Source organism: Nonomuraea purpurea (genome assembly GCF_042650645.1).
In the GTDB taxonomy this organism is placed as follows: Bacteria; Actinomycetota; Actinomycetes; order Streptosporangiales; family Streptosporangiaceae; genus Nonomuraea; species Nonomuraea purpurea.
In genome coordinates, this window is record NZ_JBHSBI010000011.1 from 15,704 (window position 1) to 30,580 (window position 14,877).

Sequence of the window (14,877 nt, forward strand, 5' to 3'; positions counted from 1 at the left end):
CCCAGCACACCCGCGTTCTCAGCCCACCGGTGTGAAGGTGCCGGACGTGGCCTCGATGGCGGCGGCGGCCGACAGGCACAGGTCCTCGCGGAAGGGCCGGCCGATGATCTGGACCCCGAGCGGCACCCCGTCCTCGACCCTGGTGGGCACGGCCACGGCCGGCAGCCCGACGAACGTGGTCACGGTGCACAGCCGGCCTGCCAGGGCGATGCGCGCGTTCTCCTCCGCGTCCAGTTCCTTGTCGCCGGGATCGCCCGGCGGTTCTGTCGACACCGGGCCGAGCACCAGCGGGTAGTCGGACAGGAAGAGCAGCCAGTCACGGATGATCGAATGCCGGTCGGCGGTGAGCCGGAGATAGTCCGCGAGGTCCAGGGACGGCTGGCGCTGCATGTTCAGCTCCATGTGCCGGGCGCTGTCCTCGGTCAGCAGCGTCCGCAGGCGCGGCCAGGTCAGCCCGAACTCGCTCGTGATCATCTTGAGGTACGCGGTGAGCCCGTCGGTCAGTCGTGGCACGTCGGCCTCCTCCACCGCGTAACCGGCGTCGGCGAGCACTTCGGCCGTTTTCTCGATCTCCGCCCGGATGATCGGGTTCACCCCGAAGCCGCCGGGGTCAGCCACGACCGCGACCCGCACCGGTCCTGGCAGCGGCGGGCCGTCCAGTGGGGCGGGGACCGCACGCGGGTCACGCGGGTCCGTACCGGCGAGCACTTCGAAGGCGGCGCGCAGGTCATGGACGGAGCGGGCGATCGGCCCGTCCTTGGGGAACAGTTGAGAGGCGAGCATCGGTGTGTTCCCGCCGATCTGGTGCTCCATGGGGAAGCGGCCGTAGCTCGGGTTCAGCCCGGCGACCCCGCAGCAGTACGCGGGCACCCGTACCGAGCCGCCGGAGTCGTTGCCCAGCCCGATGGCGGCCATGCCGGACGCGACCGCGGACCCGTCGCCGCCGCTGGAGGCTCCCGGGTTCCGGACCACGGGCCAGGGGTTGAGGGTCTCGCCGAAGAGCTGGCTGTTGGTGTAGCCGCCGATCGTCATGTCGGGCATGTTGCTGTGTCCGATCGGGATGGCGTCGGCCGCGCGTAGCCGTGCCACCGAGGGTGAGTCGGCCGTGGCCACGTTGTCCCGGAATTTGGGCACGCCGTGTGTGGTGGGGACGCCTTCGACGTCGATGTTCTCCTTGACGGTGAACGGCACCCCGGCCAGGGGGCCGAGCGGCTCGCCCGCCGCCCGGCGCCGGTCGATGCCGGCGGCCGCGGCCATGGCGCTGTCGGCGAGCACGGCGGTGACCGCGTTGAACGTCGGGTTGACCTCGGAGATCCGGTCCAGATGCGCCTGGACCACTTCGGCGGCGCTGACGTGGCCGTCGCGTACCGCGGTGGCCAATTCGATGGCTTTCGACTTCCACATGGCCGCTAAGATACACAACTGAATCTGGATACAGAACCGTATGTGGAGGTGGGCGTGACGCGTAAGCGGCTGACCCGCGAGGAGAGCAGGCAGGAGACCCGCACGCGACTGCTCGCGGCCGCGGAGGAGCTGTTCGCGGAGCGCGGCGTGAACGGCGCCTCCGTCGAGCAGATCGCCGAGCGCGCCGGCTACAGCCGCGGCGCGTTCTACGGCAACTTCGCCGACAAACACGAACTCGTCGTCGAGCTGCTGAAACAGCGCACCATGCGCGAACTTGACGAAGTCACCGCCATCACGCGGGAGCAGGACCCCTACGCGGCGCTGCGCGCCTGGCACAAGGACCGCGCCGCGAACCTGCTCGGCTGGATGTCACTGCGCACCGAGCTGATCCTCTACGCGCTGCGCACCCCCTCGTTCCGACCGCAACTCGCCCAACGTGAACGCCTCGCCCGCGACGCCCACACCGGCAGCATCGAGACCACCTTCGCCTCTCTCGGTATCACCCCGCCGGCCGATCCGGCGTTCCTGGCGCTGATCGTGCACGCGCTGGAAGACGGCCTGCTCATCCAGCGCATGCTGTTCCCGGACGAGATCTCCGACGAGGTCATCGTGGACGCCTCCGAACTGCTCATGCGCTCGTGGTCGGCCCCTCGCAACGCCGAGAACGACACCTGAGCCACGGACGAACCGGCCCGCCAAGCGACCGCCCGGAGGAAGCGGGGATCCACGGCGACATCTCATGCCGAACCGAAACACAGGACATCCTCTTGAACGCTCTCCCCACTGGACTGGCGCACGTCCGCGCGACGCGGTACATCACCCCCCTGCGCGAAGGCGGCTCTCTCCCCGGCCTCATGGAGGCCGACGACCTCGGGACCTACGTGGTCAAATTCGTGGGCGCGGGCCAGGGCCGCAAGGTGCTCATCGCCGAGGTCATCTGCGCCGGACTCGCCGGCATGCTGGGCCTGCCCGTGCCGCGGCTGGTCACCGTCGAACTCCACCCCGCGTTCGCCGCCACCGAACCGGATTTCGAGGTGCAGGCCCTGCTGAAGGCGAGCGCCGGTACGAATCTCGGCATCGACTTCCTGCCGGGCTCGCGCGACTTCGACGCCACGACGTCCACGATGGACCCTTCGCTCGCCGGGCGGGTGCTGTGGTTCGACGCGCTGGTCGGCAACGTCGACCGTTCGTGGCGGAACCCGAACCTGCTGCACTGGCACGGCCGGCCACATCTCATCGACCACGGGGCCGCCCTGACCTTCCATCACAACTGGGCCGGCGCGACCGCCTGGGACACCCGAGCCTACGACGCCACGGACCACCTCGTGCTCGGCTTCCGGCCCGACCTCGCCGGCGCCGACGCCGCACTGGCGCCACAGCTCACCGGCGAGGCCGTCCGCGCCGCCGTCGCGGCGGTCCCGGAGCCCTGGCTCGTCGGCGAGGAGGGCTTCGACACCCCCGAACGGCTTCGCGAGGTCTATGCGCGTCGGATCACGCACCGTCTCGCGGCGCGCGAGAGCTGGCTCCCCGGAGTGCTCGACACGATCGCCCAGGCGCCGCCCCAGCCGAAGAGCCGTCCCACCCGATCCGCCACGCGCGACGGCAAGGGGCTGCGATGACCTGGCAACCCGAGGCGTTCGACTACGCGCTGCTGCGCGTGATCCCGCGCATCGATCGCGGCGAGACGCTCAACGCGGGCGTCCTGCTCTACTGCCGGGCGCGGCGATACCTCGGCGCGCGGATCCACGTGGACGCCGATCGCCTGCGCCTGCTCGACCCCGCCACGGACATCGCGGCGATCGAGCACGCCCTGCGCACGATAGCCGCCGTCTGCGCGGGCGACGCCGCCGCGGGACCGCCCGTCACCCTGGATCCCGGTCAGCGCTTCCGATGGCTCACAGCGCCGCGCAGTACCGTCGTCCAGGCGAGCCCGACCCACACCGGCCTCACCATCGACCCGGACGCCGAGGTCGACCGCCTGCTTCACCTCCTCGTCCTGCCCCCGACCGGCTCTCGCAGGACGTGAAACACGGCACGACGCCCGGTCACGCGGCGACCGGGCGGCGGCCGGAAAGGCTCTGGGGCTCCCCAGCCGACCCTCAGCCCAGGGTTCGCGCGAATTCGGCGATGTCGGCCGCCAGCGCGTCAGGCGCCTCCCATTCGGGAAAGTGGCCGGCACCGGGTAGCAGCGTGTAGCGCGTGAGCCGGGGTTGGAGGCGTTGCCACCAGGAGCGTGGGGTGTGGTACTCCTCCGCCTGCGGTTGGTTGACGGCCACGGGCACCCGCGCGGGAGCGGGCGCCGGCCCGAGCCGGTCTTCGCGGTAGAGGCGGACCGAGGAGGCGAGGGTGTTGGTGGCCCAGTAGATGGTCACGGTGCTCAGCAGGTCGTCAGGGGTGAAGCGGGCGTGGAGATCGTGCGGGGTGGCGCACCAGGTGCGGTATTTCTCCACGATCCACGCCAGCAGGCCCGCCGGTGAGTCCGAGAGCGCGAAGGCCAGGGTCTCGGGCTTGGTGGCCTGGATGTCGACGTAGCCGCCCTCGTCGGCGTACCAACGGCGGCCGGCCTCGACGAAAGCGCGTTCCTCCGCGTTGAGGTCCGCAGGAAGGTCCTCGTCGCCGGGTACGGCGAGATGGGTGCCGCCGATGTGCACCCCGGTGACGTGGCCGGGGTACATCGCTCCCAGGTGGAGCGCCACGTTGAGGCCGTAGTCGGTGCCGCGTACCAGGTAGCGGGAGTGGCCGAGGCGCTCGGTCATCAGGGTGTGCACGGTTCGGGCGATCCGCGCCGGGTTCCATCCCGGCTCCGTCGGCGCCTGGGAGAACCCGAATCCGGGCAGCGAAGGAGCCACGACCGTCATGGCGTGCGGTGGCGCGACCAGGCGGTCCGCCAGCCGGGTCATCTGCTCGAACGTCGCGGGCCAGCCGTGCAGGGCCAGCACCGGCGGTGTCGCCGTCGGAGAGTCCGGTTCGGCGATCATCGCGTGCAGCGCGAGCCCGTCGACGTCCGCGCGGACATGGCGGTGGCGATTGAGCGCGCGTTCACGCGCCCGCCAGTCGAAACCCGCAAGCCAGTAGGCGACCAGGTCGCGGACCAGGTCCGGGTCCACCCCGTCCGCCCAGGCCGGACGGGTGGGTCGGCTCGGCCAGCGCGTAGCTTCCAAGCGTCCGCGTAGCTCTGCGAGGACCTCCTCGGGGATATGGAGCTGTTCGGTGCGAATGTCCATATTGGTCATCCTGCCATCACCGGTCCCGGCGTCGCCCGCCGAGCGCATCATGGCGAGATAGACACCACCGGGCGTCACCCAGCGGAAAACCCCAGCAGCGACGCGTCCCTGCTCTATCGCCTTGCGGCAGCAAACGCCCGCAACCGCGAACTGACCCAGGACAACCCGCGACCGCGCCGAACAACTCGCTCATGCTCTCGGTCGGCTCCGCGCTGCTGGTACAGGCGCCTGCAGGCCGGCATCGAGTTCCTCTGAGGGCGTCGCTGTTCAGTAACGTTTACCCCCCTGTCCCTGAAGATCCACCGGCTCGTTCAGACAATGCCTCGACAGCCAGTCACGAGTGCGACCACGTTCGCGACCGAAACTCATCGGTCGCGGAATGTCGGTGCCTCCTGCCAGGCTGTGCACTGCCTGTCCCGGCACCGGTCCTGAGCATCAAATCGGAGGTCCCATGTCCACTGACCTGTACGGCGCCCGCGTGCTGGACGTGGCCGACGATCGTCGCAGCGTGCGACTGCGGGTGTTCGTCGTCTACAACGAGCCCTCCATCGACGGGGGGTTCCCGCTGCCTGACGACGCCGTGTTCTTCCTGCGGCTGCTGTGGGATTTCGCGGACGCGGAGTACGGTGCCCCGCGCCCGCTGGCGCGAGCCTTCGACCACAAGCCGTTGATGGACGAGGCGTGGGTGGCGGTGAACTCCCGGTGGTTCATCGAGGGCGTGGACCGGCTGTCCACCCGCAACCATCCGATGACGGATGAGCAGTGGGACACACTGGCGATGTTCTACCACCTCCGCGACGGCGGCTGGCAGGACGAGGATCAGCTTGTCCAGGGTGACTACGTGGTCCGGGTCACCGACCCGCGCTGGATTGAAGGGTTGGAACCGGGCGACACCTGCTCCACCGTCTGGGACGTCGGCTCCGGCGCCACCGAGCCGGACGATGCGGCACACGTGCCCGACTTCACCCGGTCAGCGCACCTGATCGAGCCTTTCCGCGCGGGGAAGGGTGAAGCCCGTCAGGCGAGAGCGATGGCCTTCTCCGACGACGGTACCCACCTGGCCCTTCTCAACTGGGGCACGGAGTTGGTCGTCTACGAGACGTCCGGGTGGACCGAGCGGCTGCGCCTCGACCACGGGGTCGGGCTTCCCTCGCTCATGTGGGTGCCCGGACGCCCCGTCGTGACGGTGAAGTCGTTCTTGGACGACGGGCAGTGGGCGTATGACATGGAGGCAGGCGCGGTGACCGAGGTGCCGCACGAGCCGGGGAACGTCCGGTCCCGTACGGGCCGATATCGCGCTCGGCACCTCCTGCCTGGGGTCGAGTTCCTTGACGTCTCCGGCGCCCCGGACGACTCGGTGACGCTGCCGGACGACATCGACTCCGGTCGCGTGCGGCAGGTGGCGTTCGACCATGAGGAGTCCCAGATACTCCTGATCAGTCAGGATCGTCCCGGCATCACCGTCGTTGAGACCGAGACCGGCCGCGTCCGCGGCCGAATCGCGACGGACTGGGGCTGGGTGCGCGACGTCGCGGTCGCCCCCGGCGGCCGGCACGTGCTCATCTCTCAGAGCGCCTTCGCCTCGGACGATCGGCGTGAGCCGAGCGTCTGGCGGATGTCCGACGGCCGTCCCATCCTGTGTGGCTCACTGGGGCGCCAGGCGAACCTCGTGGCCTGGTCGCCTGACGGCCGCTGGGTTGTCGTGGAGAGCCGGATCAAGGAGAAGGCGCCCAGCAGGCTCGACGTCTTCCCCGTGGGTCTCCCCGACGAGCCTCCCGCGGAGTTGCGGGGCATCCTGACCGAGGGTGGGGAGTCCCACGGCCACGCCCACGACCCGGCCGTACGGCCCACCGCACAGGTGATCGCGGACACCAAGCTCCAGACCACCGAGCCCAGGGCCGAGGCGTCACGTCGGGCCGGGATCGCGCGGCAGACCGCCGATCGGCTGTGCGAGGAGAAAGACTGGGCGGGCGCGCTCACCGCATACCAGCAGTGCGTGGACGCGTGGCGGGAGGCGACCGGCGAGGAGTACCCGCACCAGGCCCGCTGGGCCCTGCTCTACCTGGCCCAGATGCACGGCATGCTCAACGACTTCGAGAGGTCGCGCCCGCTACAGCTCAAGCTGCTCGAGATCTTCGCCGAGCCCCAGGGCCGCGAGGAGCGGGAGATCGCGGTGATCGCGGCCCTGAGGATGGGCCTGGACTACAAATGGGAGCAGAATCTCGCTGAGGCCGAGCCCTGGTTCCAGCAGGTGATCGACTCCGGAGACCGCCGCCACATCCCGACAGCCGTGGCCCACCTCGCCGAGCTGCACTACCAGATCGGCGACAAGGCACGATCCGCCCGGCTCTACGAGAGAGCCCTGGAGATCAGCGACGATCCGGAGTTTGTGGCCGAGGCGGCTTACCGGCTCGGCGAGTATCTCGCGGAGGCCGGCGACCCCGCCGGCACGGCGCGTGTGACCGAGCTGATGAAGATCGTGCTGAGCAGTGGTTTCGACGGCTTCGACGACGATGCCCGGCACCTGCTCGCCCGCATACGGCGCACGTCAGCCTAGCTGGACTCTCCACGTCCTGGGGCAGGGTCGCTTGGTGTCAGCGACGAGGCCGAAGGTGGTCAGGGTGAGGCGTGGATGACCCCGCCTGTAGAACAAGCTCAGCTGCAGCGCGCGACTCGGGTCACGGAATACGCCTTGTAGAGTCTGGCGGGAAACTTCTTCTTACCCTTGGTCTTGGCATTGACCGTCATGCACTGGAATTTGGGGCCGTTGCTGCCAACCGATCCCTTGGCTTCGAACCTGATTTTGGCACTGACCTTGTGGCTGCAGTGATTGTTGAAGTAGATGGTCACGGTCGTGTTGCCCTCGCCCCAGGAGTAGTTGGCCCACTTGCCCCTGGGCTTGGAGCATCGGATGCTGTCGCGCTGGACCCCGGCTCCGGCCGACGCCGTTGCGGCCTTCGTCGCACTGGTCTGTGCGGAGGCGGCCGGAGCCGGGGTCAACACCAAGGCGGCCGTGGCGGCGGAGCCGAGGAGAATGGACGCGAGCTTCTTGTATTTCATGCTTCAACCTCACGAGGGTAAATAAAACTTGACCAAATTACCGTACAGGTAATCCGGATTTTCAGTAAATGCTGATACTTATCTATCGGTGAACAGCTGGGCACGCAGTGAGCTAATTCCGCGCGCCCTCGGCCGGAAATGCCGGCACGGCAGGCCTGAAGTAAGTGTTTGTCGAGGGCGCCCGGTGGCTTTCAGACCCGGGCCAACGCGGAGGTGCCGGAGGTCGGGGTTCAGAGGGTGTCTTCGGCCCGGCTGAAATCGTCCGATTGCCAGCTGGCGGGACGACCGGAACTATCACATGGCCGGGACTTGATGCGACCTCATCGCCTCCATGGATGCTTGCTTCGTCTTGACGAACCCCACTCGTCGGAGAGGTGTCATCGTTCTCCCGTGCGACAGATGGAGCGTGGCCAAGACGATAGAAGACGCCGCGCCTTTGGCCAATGTGCACGGCGCTCAAATCTAGGCGCCAGAGCGTGCACGGTGCTCAACCGGCAAGGTCAGCAGGATGTGGAGGGCGTGGACGACGTCGTGGATGCCGGCGCCTGTGGTCAGCAGGTCGCGGCCCAGCAGGGCTTCGGCGGTGCGCAGGTGGGTTCGGACGGTGTTGCGACTGATGCCGATACGGCGGGCGGCTTCCTGGGCGTCGATGTTTGCGTCGATCCATGCCTGGAGGGTGCGACGGTGCTGGGCTTGCAGGGGGTGGAGGAAGGTCTGGGCCCAGGCGGTGGCTGGATCGGTGCGCAGCAGGTCGTCCAGGGTGGGGGGCGGGTGCTGCGTCTCGGGTTCGGGGTCGGCGCATGTGCTGGTGAGGGCGAGGGCCAGGTTCACGGCGGCACGGGAGCGGACGTCGGTGAGGTCGAGGCCGAGAGCCTGTTCCGCGCGTCGGAGGTGGGCGGTGACGGTGTTGCGGCTGAGGTTGATAAGGCGGGCCACGGCGGATCGGGGCATGGCCATGGCGAGGCGAGTGATGTCGACGGTGGTCTTCGCGAGGGCGTCCAGCGGGCGGAGAAAGGTACGGGCCCAGATGAGGGCCGGCCCGCGGGGCAGGATGCCTTCCAGCGGACTTTGGCCGTGGTACGAGGCCACGCGGTCAGGAATGCTGCGGGCGACGGCCAGGGCGTGGGCGGCCTGGCTGTATGCCTCGGCCGTCCCGCCGAGGGGGTGCGGGTCGCTGATGCCCAGCGCGTAGTGCGGGTTGTCGCGCACCAGGCGGCGTAGGGCCTCGCCCCGGCCCCGGGCGCCGGAGCCCTCCACCTCATTTTCATCGGCTATGAGACAGATCAGATGTTCCTTGAAAACGGGGCACTGCACCATGAGGTCCTGGCCGTGGTAGCCGGAGGGGTCCTGGTGGGCCCGCGCGATCCGGTCGCGGTCGGTCGGGGGGCAGTGCAGCAGGTAGACCAGGAGCCTGTCGGCGTCCAGCAACGGCGGAACGGCACCGGTTGTCATGCGGCGGGCCAGGGTCGGTTCGCCCGCCATCAGCGCCGAGAGCACGGCGAACCGCAGCTGGCGTGCCTTGTGTTGGTAGCCGCGCAAGCTCCGGTCGGCGTCCCGGGCGCGCCGCAGGAGCGTGATGAGGCTGCCGACGTGCGAGGACAAGGCCACCGTCTCCGGGTTCGGCGCGGAACGGCTGGCGGTGACCAGCACCGGGCGCGGGTCGTGCGCACCGAGGGCCTCACAGTGCACGTACAGCTCATCCACTCGGGTGGCCGCCGCAGCCATCCCACCGCCGGCCAGCTGCCCGAGCAGCGGAGCCAGCGGGCCCAGAATCTCTTCCCGGGGAAAGTCCGCAGGGAACAGCTCCACCGTGCCTGCGGCATCCTCCACCAGTGCGATGTCTGAGCCGGTCTGCCGGTGCAGCCAGTCGAGAACCTTCCGCACGTCCGGCTCGGCCCCGCTCGACGCCTGACGGCTCATCTCACGCAGCAGCCCGTCCAGCCTTCCGCCCTGCCCCTGCCGCTGCGCCCCGCTGTCCCCCACGGCCCATACCTCCCCTGCCGAAATTCCGCGCCCCTGCCCTCACCATGGCACCCGGCCGAGCGTCATTCTCCTCCTCTCAGCCGGGTGGCGTCGTCGAGGAACATCGTCACCCATGGGGTGATGGCCTTGCCGCGGGGAGGAGGCAGCTCCACGATGGGCAGATTCTTCTGGTCGACCTCCCATACCTGGTTGCGGAAGGTCGCCGGGTGCTGAGATCCGGGCCCAGGCGGCAGCCCTCGCACCGCGTCTGCTCGGGGCCACCACCCGCGTGCTCAGCGGCCCGGTGATCTCGGGGATGGACGCGGCACGAGCGCACGGGTGACCCTTGGGCGGAGCCTGGAGTCCACCGGCGTCGGGTCCGTCACCATTGGTAGGGGAGATACTTCCCGTCCATGGTGATGACGACGCGGTCGCCGGCCGGGTCCGGCACCCGCCGCACGTCCAGGCGGAAGTTGATGGCGCTCATGATGCCGTCCCCGCACTGCTCGTGGATCAGCTCCTTGATGGTCGGCCCGTATACCTGGATGACCTCGTAGAGCCGGTAGATCGTCGGATCGACAGGGACGGCGGCGGCGAGCGCCCCGCGCGTGGGCTGCAGTTGGAGGGCCAGCGCGACGTCTTCACCGAGTTCCAGAAGGGCTACCGCCGTGGCGGACTCATTCTTGCTCATCGGGTGCTGGCCGAGCAGCGCGGCCGTCGTCCACGCCAAGGGTCTGCCGACCGCGTCGGCGAGTTGGGCCCACGTCACCCCCGTGACGACCTTGGCGTGCCGGACCGCTTCAGCCGCTTCCTGCTTGGTGAGCACTACTCCTCCATTTTGTATACAGCATACAATCGGCCATAACTTAACACCCCAAAGGCCCATTCGCACACGCATCGCGTTCCGCTGGCGCACATGTTCGGGGTACCGGAGCGGATGCGGGTCGTCCCATCTGAGATGGGATACCTGATCGTCGAGGGCGGCGCCCACTCCTCCAGCACCCGAACCAAGGAGAAGAGGTGAGCGCGGTCGGCAGCATGCAGGTTCTCGCCTGGCGCTCGCCGCCCGCGCCCATCTCTCGATCCCCGGGTCCGCCTTTCCCAACGGCCGGGGAGGCTTGTCACAGCTGGGTGCACACCGCCTTGACCTCGGTGTACGCCTCCAGCACCTCGTGTCCCATCTCACGTCCCCAGCCGGACTGCTTGTAGCCGCCGAACGGCAGCGCCGCGTCGAAGACGTTGTAGCAGTTGATCCATACCGTGCCCGCGCGGATCTTGCCCGCCAGGGCGTGCGCCTTGGAGATGTCGCGGGTCCAGATGCCCGCGCCCAGCCCGTAGGTGGTGTCGTTGGCCTGTGCCGCGATCTCGTCCAGGGACGAAGTAGCCCTGCTCGCCGTGGCGTCCGCCGCCGACGACCGTGCGGGCGCCTTCGCCGCGGCCTGAGTCCAGGTAGCCGGTCACGCGCCGGAGCTGCTCGTCGGAGACCAGCGGCCCCATCTGGGTGTCGGGCTCCAGCCCCGGGCCGAGTCTGATGCCGCGGGCGATGTCGGCGACCCCTTCGACGACCTGCTCGAAGCGGCTCTGCTGGACGAACAGCCGGGATCCTGCCACGCAGCACTGTCCGTGGTTGAAGAAGATGGCGTTGGCCGCGCCCTGAACGGCGATGTCGGGGTCGGCGTCGTCGAAGACGATGTTCGGGCTCTTGCCGCCGAGTTCCAGGGTGACCTTCAGGTTGCCCGCCGCGGCCCGCACGATGAGCTTGCCGACCTCGGTCGAGCCGGTGAACGCCACCTTGTCCACACCGTCGTGGGCGGCCAGCGCGGCCCCGGCCGTCTCGCCGTACCCGGGCAGGACGTTGACCACGCCGCCGGGGATGCCGGCTTCGGCGATCAGCTCGGCCAGGCGCAGCGCGCTGAGCGGGGTCTGCTCGGCGGGTTTGAGGATGACGGTGTTGCCGGTGGCCAGCGCGGGGGCGAGTTTCCACGCGGCCATGAGCAGCGGGAAGTTCCACGGGATGATCTGGCCGATGACGCCGATGGGCTCGCGCAGGGTGTAGGCGTGGAAGGCGGCGCCTGGCATGTTCGGCGCCGACAACGTGATCGTGTTGCCCTCGATCTTGGTGGCCCACCCGGCCATGTAGTGGAATATGTCCGCCGAAAGAGGGATGTCGGCGGCGCGGGCCACTGCCAACGGTTTGCCGTTGTCGAGCGATTCGAGCTGGGCGAGTTCGTCGGCGTGCTCCAGGATGAGGTCGCCGATCCGCCAGATGAGACGGCCACGCTCGGAGGGGGTCAGCCGCGACCACGGGCCGTCGATGAAGAGCTGCCGAGGCGTCGCCACGAAGTCTTCGACGCTCTTGTCCAAGGTCACCGTCATCAGCGTCGGCTTCCTGTCGATGAACATGCGCTCACCCGGCTCTGACGTGGGCGGCCGGACCAGCGCCTGGTAGTCCCCATGACACTACCGACGGCGGAAGAAAGCAAGGGGCCGAGATTCTCATGAGCGGCACGGATCGCACGATTGTCCTCTCATCTGCCATGAGTAAGCTGGAAGCAGCTTGCAGTTGAGTGCGAGCCCATTCGGTGGCCGGCACGCGAAGAGCAGGCGTGTCGAAGGCGAGGAGGGTTCCCGTGCAGCCCACGTCGACCGATCTTCCAACGAGCGGCCAGGTGACTCTGTCAGGCGAGATACGCGCACCCGCCTGGTTGAGCGTCGCGATGCTGCGCTCGATGCCGCAGCGGGAGGTGACGGTGACCTTCGAGTGCCGCTCCTCCGGATTGCGGCGGCACTACTTCACCGGGCCGCTGCTCATCGACGTGCTGCGGGCGGCCGAGCCGCTGTTCGACCCGGACGAGCGCAAAGACCGGCTGCGCTTCCTGATCTCGGTGCTGGGCCGGGACGGCCACCGCGCGGTGGTGTCGTGGGGCGAGATCGACCCGGAGTTCGGCAACACTCCAGCTGTGCTGGCCGTCAGCATGGACTGCCGGCGCCTCGACGGCGAGGGACCGCACCTGGTGATGCCGGGCGATCGCTGCGGCGCGCGGCACATCAGCCAGGTCACCGACATCAGGGTGTGCGCCGACGACCGGTTATGGGGGCAGGAGAGCTACGGGGTCAGGCCGCAGGAGCATGGCTGATCGGCCCAGTGCAGCGCGATGTACGGCTCGGCCTGGCCGCAGTAGCGCACCCGCTCGCGGGTGATGCGGTAGCGGGCGCGCGTCTCCGGCTGGTCGGGTGAGCGACGTGGGACGGGGACGGTCAGGATGCCGATGTCCTGGTCGATGTGGGTGAGCAGGCCGTGGCAAGGGCCGCCGAGACAGATGGCGTTGCAGTCGTGGCCGGGGCCGGCCTCTGCGGCGTTCATGCGGGGTAGCCGTGGGTCTCTGTGGCCTTGACCGACGCCCACACCTGCTGGCCGGGGTTCAGGTCGAGGTCGGCCAGGGCGGCGGGGGTGATGTCGGCGAAGGCGGTGATGGGGCCGTCGAGGTGGATCCGGACGTTGTCGCCGTGCCGTTCGATGCCGTCGATGCGGGCCTGCCACAGGTTGCGCGGGCTGCCGTCGGGGCGGGTGCGGTAGAGGGCGACGGCGGCGGGCGGGAAGGCGACGAACGCGGCCCCGTCGAGGTGCTCGCAGGTGTGCAGCAGCAGGTCGCCGACCTTGACCCGGGACCCGTCGGCCGTGCCGCGATACAGGTTGAGCCCGACCAGGCGGGCGACATAGTCGGTACGCGGACGGCGGGCGACCTCGGCCGGAGGGCCCTGCTGGACGACAGTGCCGTCCTCGATGACGATCAGCCGGTCGGCCAGCACCATCGCGTCCAGCGGATCGTGCGTGACCAGCACGGTGGCGCCGTCGAAGTCGGCCAGATGGCGGCGCAGCTGGGAGCGGATCTCCAGCCGGGTGTGGGCGTCCAACGCGGCCAGCGGCTCGTCGAGCAGGAGCAGTTCGGGCCGCACGGCCAGGGCGCGGGCGAGCGCGACCCGCTGCGCCTGGCCGCCGGACAGTTGGCGTGGTTTGGCGGCGGCGCGGTCGGCGAGGCCGACGCGTTCCAGCAGTTCGGCGGCGGTGCGGCGGGACTCGGCCTTGGGGACGCCCTGGCAGCGCGGCCCGAACGCGACGTTGTCCAGCGCCGTCAGGTGCGGGAAGAGCAGGTAGTCCTGGAAGACCATCCCGATCGGACGGCTCTCGGCGGGCAGGGCGTGCAGCGGCCTGTCGCGCAGCGTGATCTGCCCGCCGGACATGGGGGTGAGCCCGGCCAGGGCACGCAGGGCTGTGGTCTTGCCCGCGCCGTTCGGGCCGAGCAGCGCCACCACCTCTCCCGGGGCGACCTCCAGGGTGAGATCGAGAGTGAAAGCGGGCCGGGCGACGACCAGATGGGCTTTCAGCGTCACGGCGCGCTCACCCACCGATCCCGCAGGCTGGCCAGGATGATCACCGAGACCACCAGCAGCACCAGGCTGAGCACGATCGCCGCCTCGGGCTCGGTCTCCAGCGCCAGGTAGACCGCCAGCGGCATCGTCCGCGTGGTTCCGGGAAAGTTTCCGGCGAACGTGATCGTCGCCCCGAACTCCCCCAGCGCCCGCGCCCAGCACAGCACCGCGCCGGCCACCACGCCCGGCATGACCATCGGCAGCGTCACCCGGCGGAACACCGTCCACCGCGAAGCGCCCAGCGTCGCCGCCGCCTCCTCGAAGCGCTGGTCAGCGCCGCGCAGCGCCCCCTCGACGCTGATCACCAGGAAGGGCATCGCCACGAACGCCTCGGCGACGATCACGCCCAGGGTGGTGAACGGCAGCGTGATGCCGAAACTGGACTCCAGCCACTGCCCGACCAGCCCGCGCCTGCCCAGCACGAGCAGCAGCGCCACGCCGCCGACCACGGGTGGCAGCACCAGCGGCACGGTGACCAGGGCCCGCACCACCCGCCGCCCCGGAAACTCCACCCGCGCCAGCAGCCAGGCCAGCGGCACGCCGAGCAGCAGGCACACCGCGGTCGCGATCGTGGCGCACACCAGCGACAACCGCAGCGCCTCCAGCACGTGCGGCTCGGCCAGCCGCTCCAGCAGCGTCGGCCACGGCGCCCGGATCAGCAGCCCGGCCAGCGGCAGCACCAGGAACACCAACCCGGCCACCGCAGGCAGCACCAGCATCCACGGCAGCCTGCCGACCGCCTCACGCCTCGTGGGCGTGAGGCGGTCGCGACGAGATCGCACCGGCATCATCAGGG

General features: G+C 69.5%; 14 protein-coding genes and 1 pseudogene. 5 read left to right on the forward strand and 10 right to left on the reverse strand.

Features of this window, described 5'->3' with window-relative positions; all coding sequences use genetic code 11:
* Positions 1-18 precede the first annotated feature (18 nt).
* A complete protein-coding gene (locus tag ACFOY2_RS22120; protein ID WP_379529968.1) occupies positions 19-1,404 on the reverse strand; it encodes an amidase in 1,386 nt (461 codons plus the stop codon).
* A gap of 54 nt (positions 1,405-1,458) precedes the next feature.
* Between ACFOY2_RS22120 and ACFOY2_RS22125 the strand changes: the two genes are divergently transcribed.
* The 3 genes from ACFOY2_RS22125 (at position 1,459) to ACFOY2_RS22135 (ending at position 3,430) form a co-directional block, all read left to right on the forward strand.
* The gene (locus tag ACFOY2_RS22125) at positions 1,459-2,079 is read left to right on the forward strand and encodes a TetR/AcrR family transcriptional regulator (protein ID WP_379529969.1); all 621 of its coding nucleotides are present in this window, start codon (positions 1,459-1,461) and stop codon (positions 2,077-2,079) included.
* A 92-nt stretch (positions 2,080-2,171) separates the two neighbouring features.
* Positions 2,172-3,023 carry a HipA family kinase gene (locus ACFOY2_RS22130; protein ID WP_379529970.1) on the forward strand — a complete coding sequence of 284 codons (852 nt, stop codon included), beginning with the start codon at positions 2,172-2,174 and terminating at the stop codon, positions 3,021-3,023.
* A complete protein-coding gene (locus tag ACFOY2_RS22135) occupies positions 3,020-3,430 on the forward strand; it encodes a DUF3037 domain-containing protein (protein ID WP_379529971.1) in 411 nt (136 codons plus the stop codon). The genes ACFOY2_RS22130 and ACFOY2_RS22135 overlap by 4 nt, the downstream gene beginning before the upstream one ends.
* 73 nt (positions 3,431-3,503) lie before the next feature.
* Here the strand turns inward: ACFOY2_RS22135 and ACFOY2_RS22140 are convergent, their stop codons facing one another.
* On the reverse strand, positions 3,504-4,628 hold the full coding sequence (locus ACFOY2_RS22140; protein WP_379529972.1) for an epoxide hydrolase family protein: 1,125 nt from the start codon (positions 4,626-4,628) through the stop codon (positions 3,504-3,506).
* 451 nt (positions 4,629-5,079) lie between these two features.
* Between ACFOY2_RS22140 and ACFOY2_RS22145 the strand changes: the two genes are divergently transcribed.
* Positions 5,080-7,185 carry a WD40 repeat domain-containing protein gene (locus ACFOY2_RS22145; protein ID WP_379529973.1) on the forward strand — a complete coding sequence of 702 codons (2,106 nt, stop codon included), beginning with the start codon at positions 5,080-5,082 and terminating at the stop codon, positions 7,183-7,185.
* A gap of 98 nt (positions 7,186-7,283) precedes the next feature.
* Here ACFOY2_RS22145 and ACFOY2_RS22150 read toward each other — a convergent pair whose 3' ends face one another.
* The 5 genes and pseudogenes from ACFOY2_RS22150 to ACFOY2_RS22170 all read right to left on the reverse strand — a co-directional run bounded on the left by ACFOY2_RS22150 (position 7,284) and on the right by ACFOY2_RS22170 (position 12,053).
* Positions 7,284-7,688: a hypothetical protein gene (locus ACFOY2_RS22150; protein ID WP_379529974.1), complete on the reverse strand. Its 405-nt coding sequence runs from the start codon at positions 7,686-7,688 to the stop codon at positions 7,284-7,286.
* A gap of 462 nt (positions 7,689-8,150) precedes the next feature.
* Positions 8,151-9,671, reverse strand: a complete 1,521-nt coding sequence (locus ACFOY2_RS22155; RefSeq protein ID WP_379529975.1) for a helix-turn-helix domain-containing protein — start codon at positions 9,669-9,671, stop codon at positions 8,151-8,153.
* Positions 9,672-9,733: 62 nt separating this feature from the next.
* Positions 9,734-9,913, reverse strand: a complete 180-nt coding sequence (locus ACFOY2_RS22160; protein WP_379529976.1) for a hypothetical protein — start codon at positions 9,911-9,913, stop codon at positions 9,734-9,736.
* Positions 9,914-10,032: 119 nt separating this feature from the next.
* A complete protein-coding gene (gene cynS, locus ACFOY2_RS22165; protein WP_379529977.1) occupies positions 10,033-10,476 on the reverse strand; it encodes a cyanase in 444 nt (147 codons plus the stop codon).
* Positions 10,477-10,771: 295 nt separating this feature from the next.
* Positions 10,772-12,053, reverse strand: a pseudogene (locus ACFOY2_RS22170) (aldehyde dehydrogenase family protein).
* 266 nt (positions 12,054-12,319) lie between these two features.
* On the opposite strand from ACFOY2_RS22170, the gene ACFOY2_RS22175 reads away from it, so the two are divergent.
* Complete coding sequence (locus ACFOY2_RS22175) at positions 12,320-12,787, forward strand: hypothetical protein (RefSeq protein ID WP_379529978.1); 468 nt, start codon at positions 12,320-12,322, stop codon at positions 12,785-12,787.
* Here the strand turns inward: ACFOY2_RS22175 and ACFOY2_RS22180 are convergent.
* Genes ACFOY2_RS22180 through ACFOY2_RS22190 form a run of 3 tightly spaced genes read right to left on the reverse strand, consistent with a single transcriptional unit; the run spans position 12,757 to position 14,872 of the window.
* Positions 12,757-13,014 (reverse strand): hypothetical protein, encoded by a 258-nt coding sequence (locus tag ACFOY2_RS22180; protein ID WP_379529979.1) that lies wholly within the window; start codon positions 13,012-13,014, stop codon positions 12,757-12,759. The two genes, ACFOY2_RS22175 and ACFOY2_RS22180, sit on opposite strands and share 31 nt — an antisense overlap.
* On the reverse strand, positions 13,011-14,042 hold the full coding sequence (locus ACFOY2_RS22185; protein ID WP_379529980.1) for an ABC transporter ATP-binding protein: 1,032 nt from the start codon (positions 14,040-14,042) through the stop codon (positions 13,011-13,013). Before ACFOY2_RS22185 ends, ACFOY2_RS22180 begins: the two co-directional genes overlap by 4 nt.
* On the reverse strand, positions 14,039-14,872 hold the full coding sequence (locus ACFOY2_RS22190) for an ABC transporter permease (RefSeq protein WP_379529981.1): 834 nt from the start codon (positions 14,870-14,872) through the stop codon (positions 14,039-14,041). The genes ACFOY2_RS22185 and ACFOY2_RS22190 overlap by 4 nt, the downstream gene beginning before the upstream one ends.
* Positions 14,873-14,877: the final 5 nt, after the last annotated feature.

Bases quoted from the DNA above. Each gene is read 5' to 3' on its own strand.
- ACFOY2_RS22120 (WP_379529968.1), bottom strand. From the start codon at position 1,404: ATGTGGAAGTCGAAAGCCATCGAATTGGCCACCGCGGTACGCGACGGC.
- ACFOY2_RS22135 (WP_379529971.1), top strand. From the start codon at position 3,020: ATGACCTGGCAACCCGAGGCGTTCGACTACGCGCTGCTGCGCGTGATC.
- ACFOY2_RS22140 (WP_379529972.1), bottom strand. From the start codon at position 4,628: ATGGACATTCGCACCGAACAGCTCCATATCCCCGAGGAGGTCCTCGCA.
- ACFOY2_RS22145 (WP_379529973.1), top strand. From the start codon at position 5,080: ATGTCCACTGACCTGTACGGCGCCCGCGTGCTGGACGTGGCCGACGAT.
- ACFOY2_RS22150 (WP_379529974.1), bottom strand. From the start codon at position 7,688: ATGAAATACAAGAAGCTCGCGTCCATTCTCCTCGGCTCCGCCGCCACG.
- ACFOY2_RS22180 (WP_379529979.1), bottom strand. From the start codon at position 13,014: ATGAACGCCGCAGAGGCCGGCCCCGGCCACGACTGCAACGCCATCTGT.
- ACFOY2_RS22190 (WP_379529981.1), bottom strand. From the start codon at position 14,872: ATGATGCCGGTGCGATCTCGTCGCGACCGCCTCACGCCCACGAGGCGT.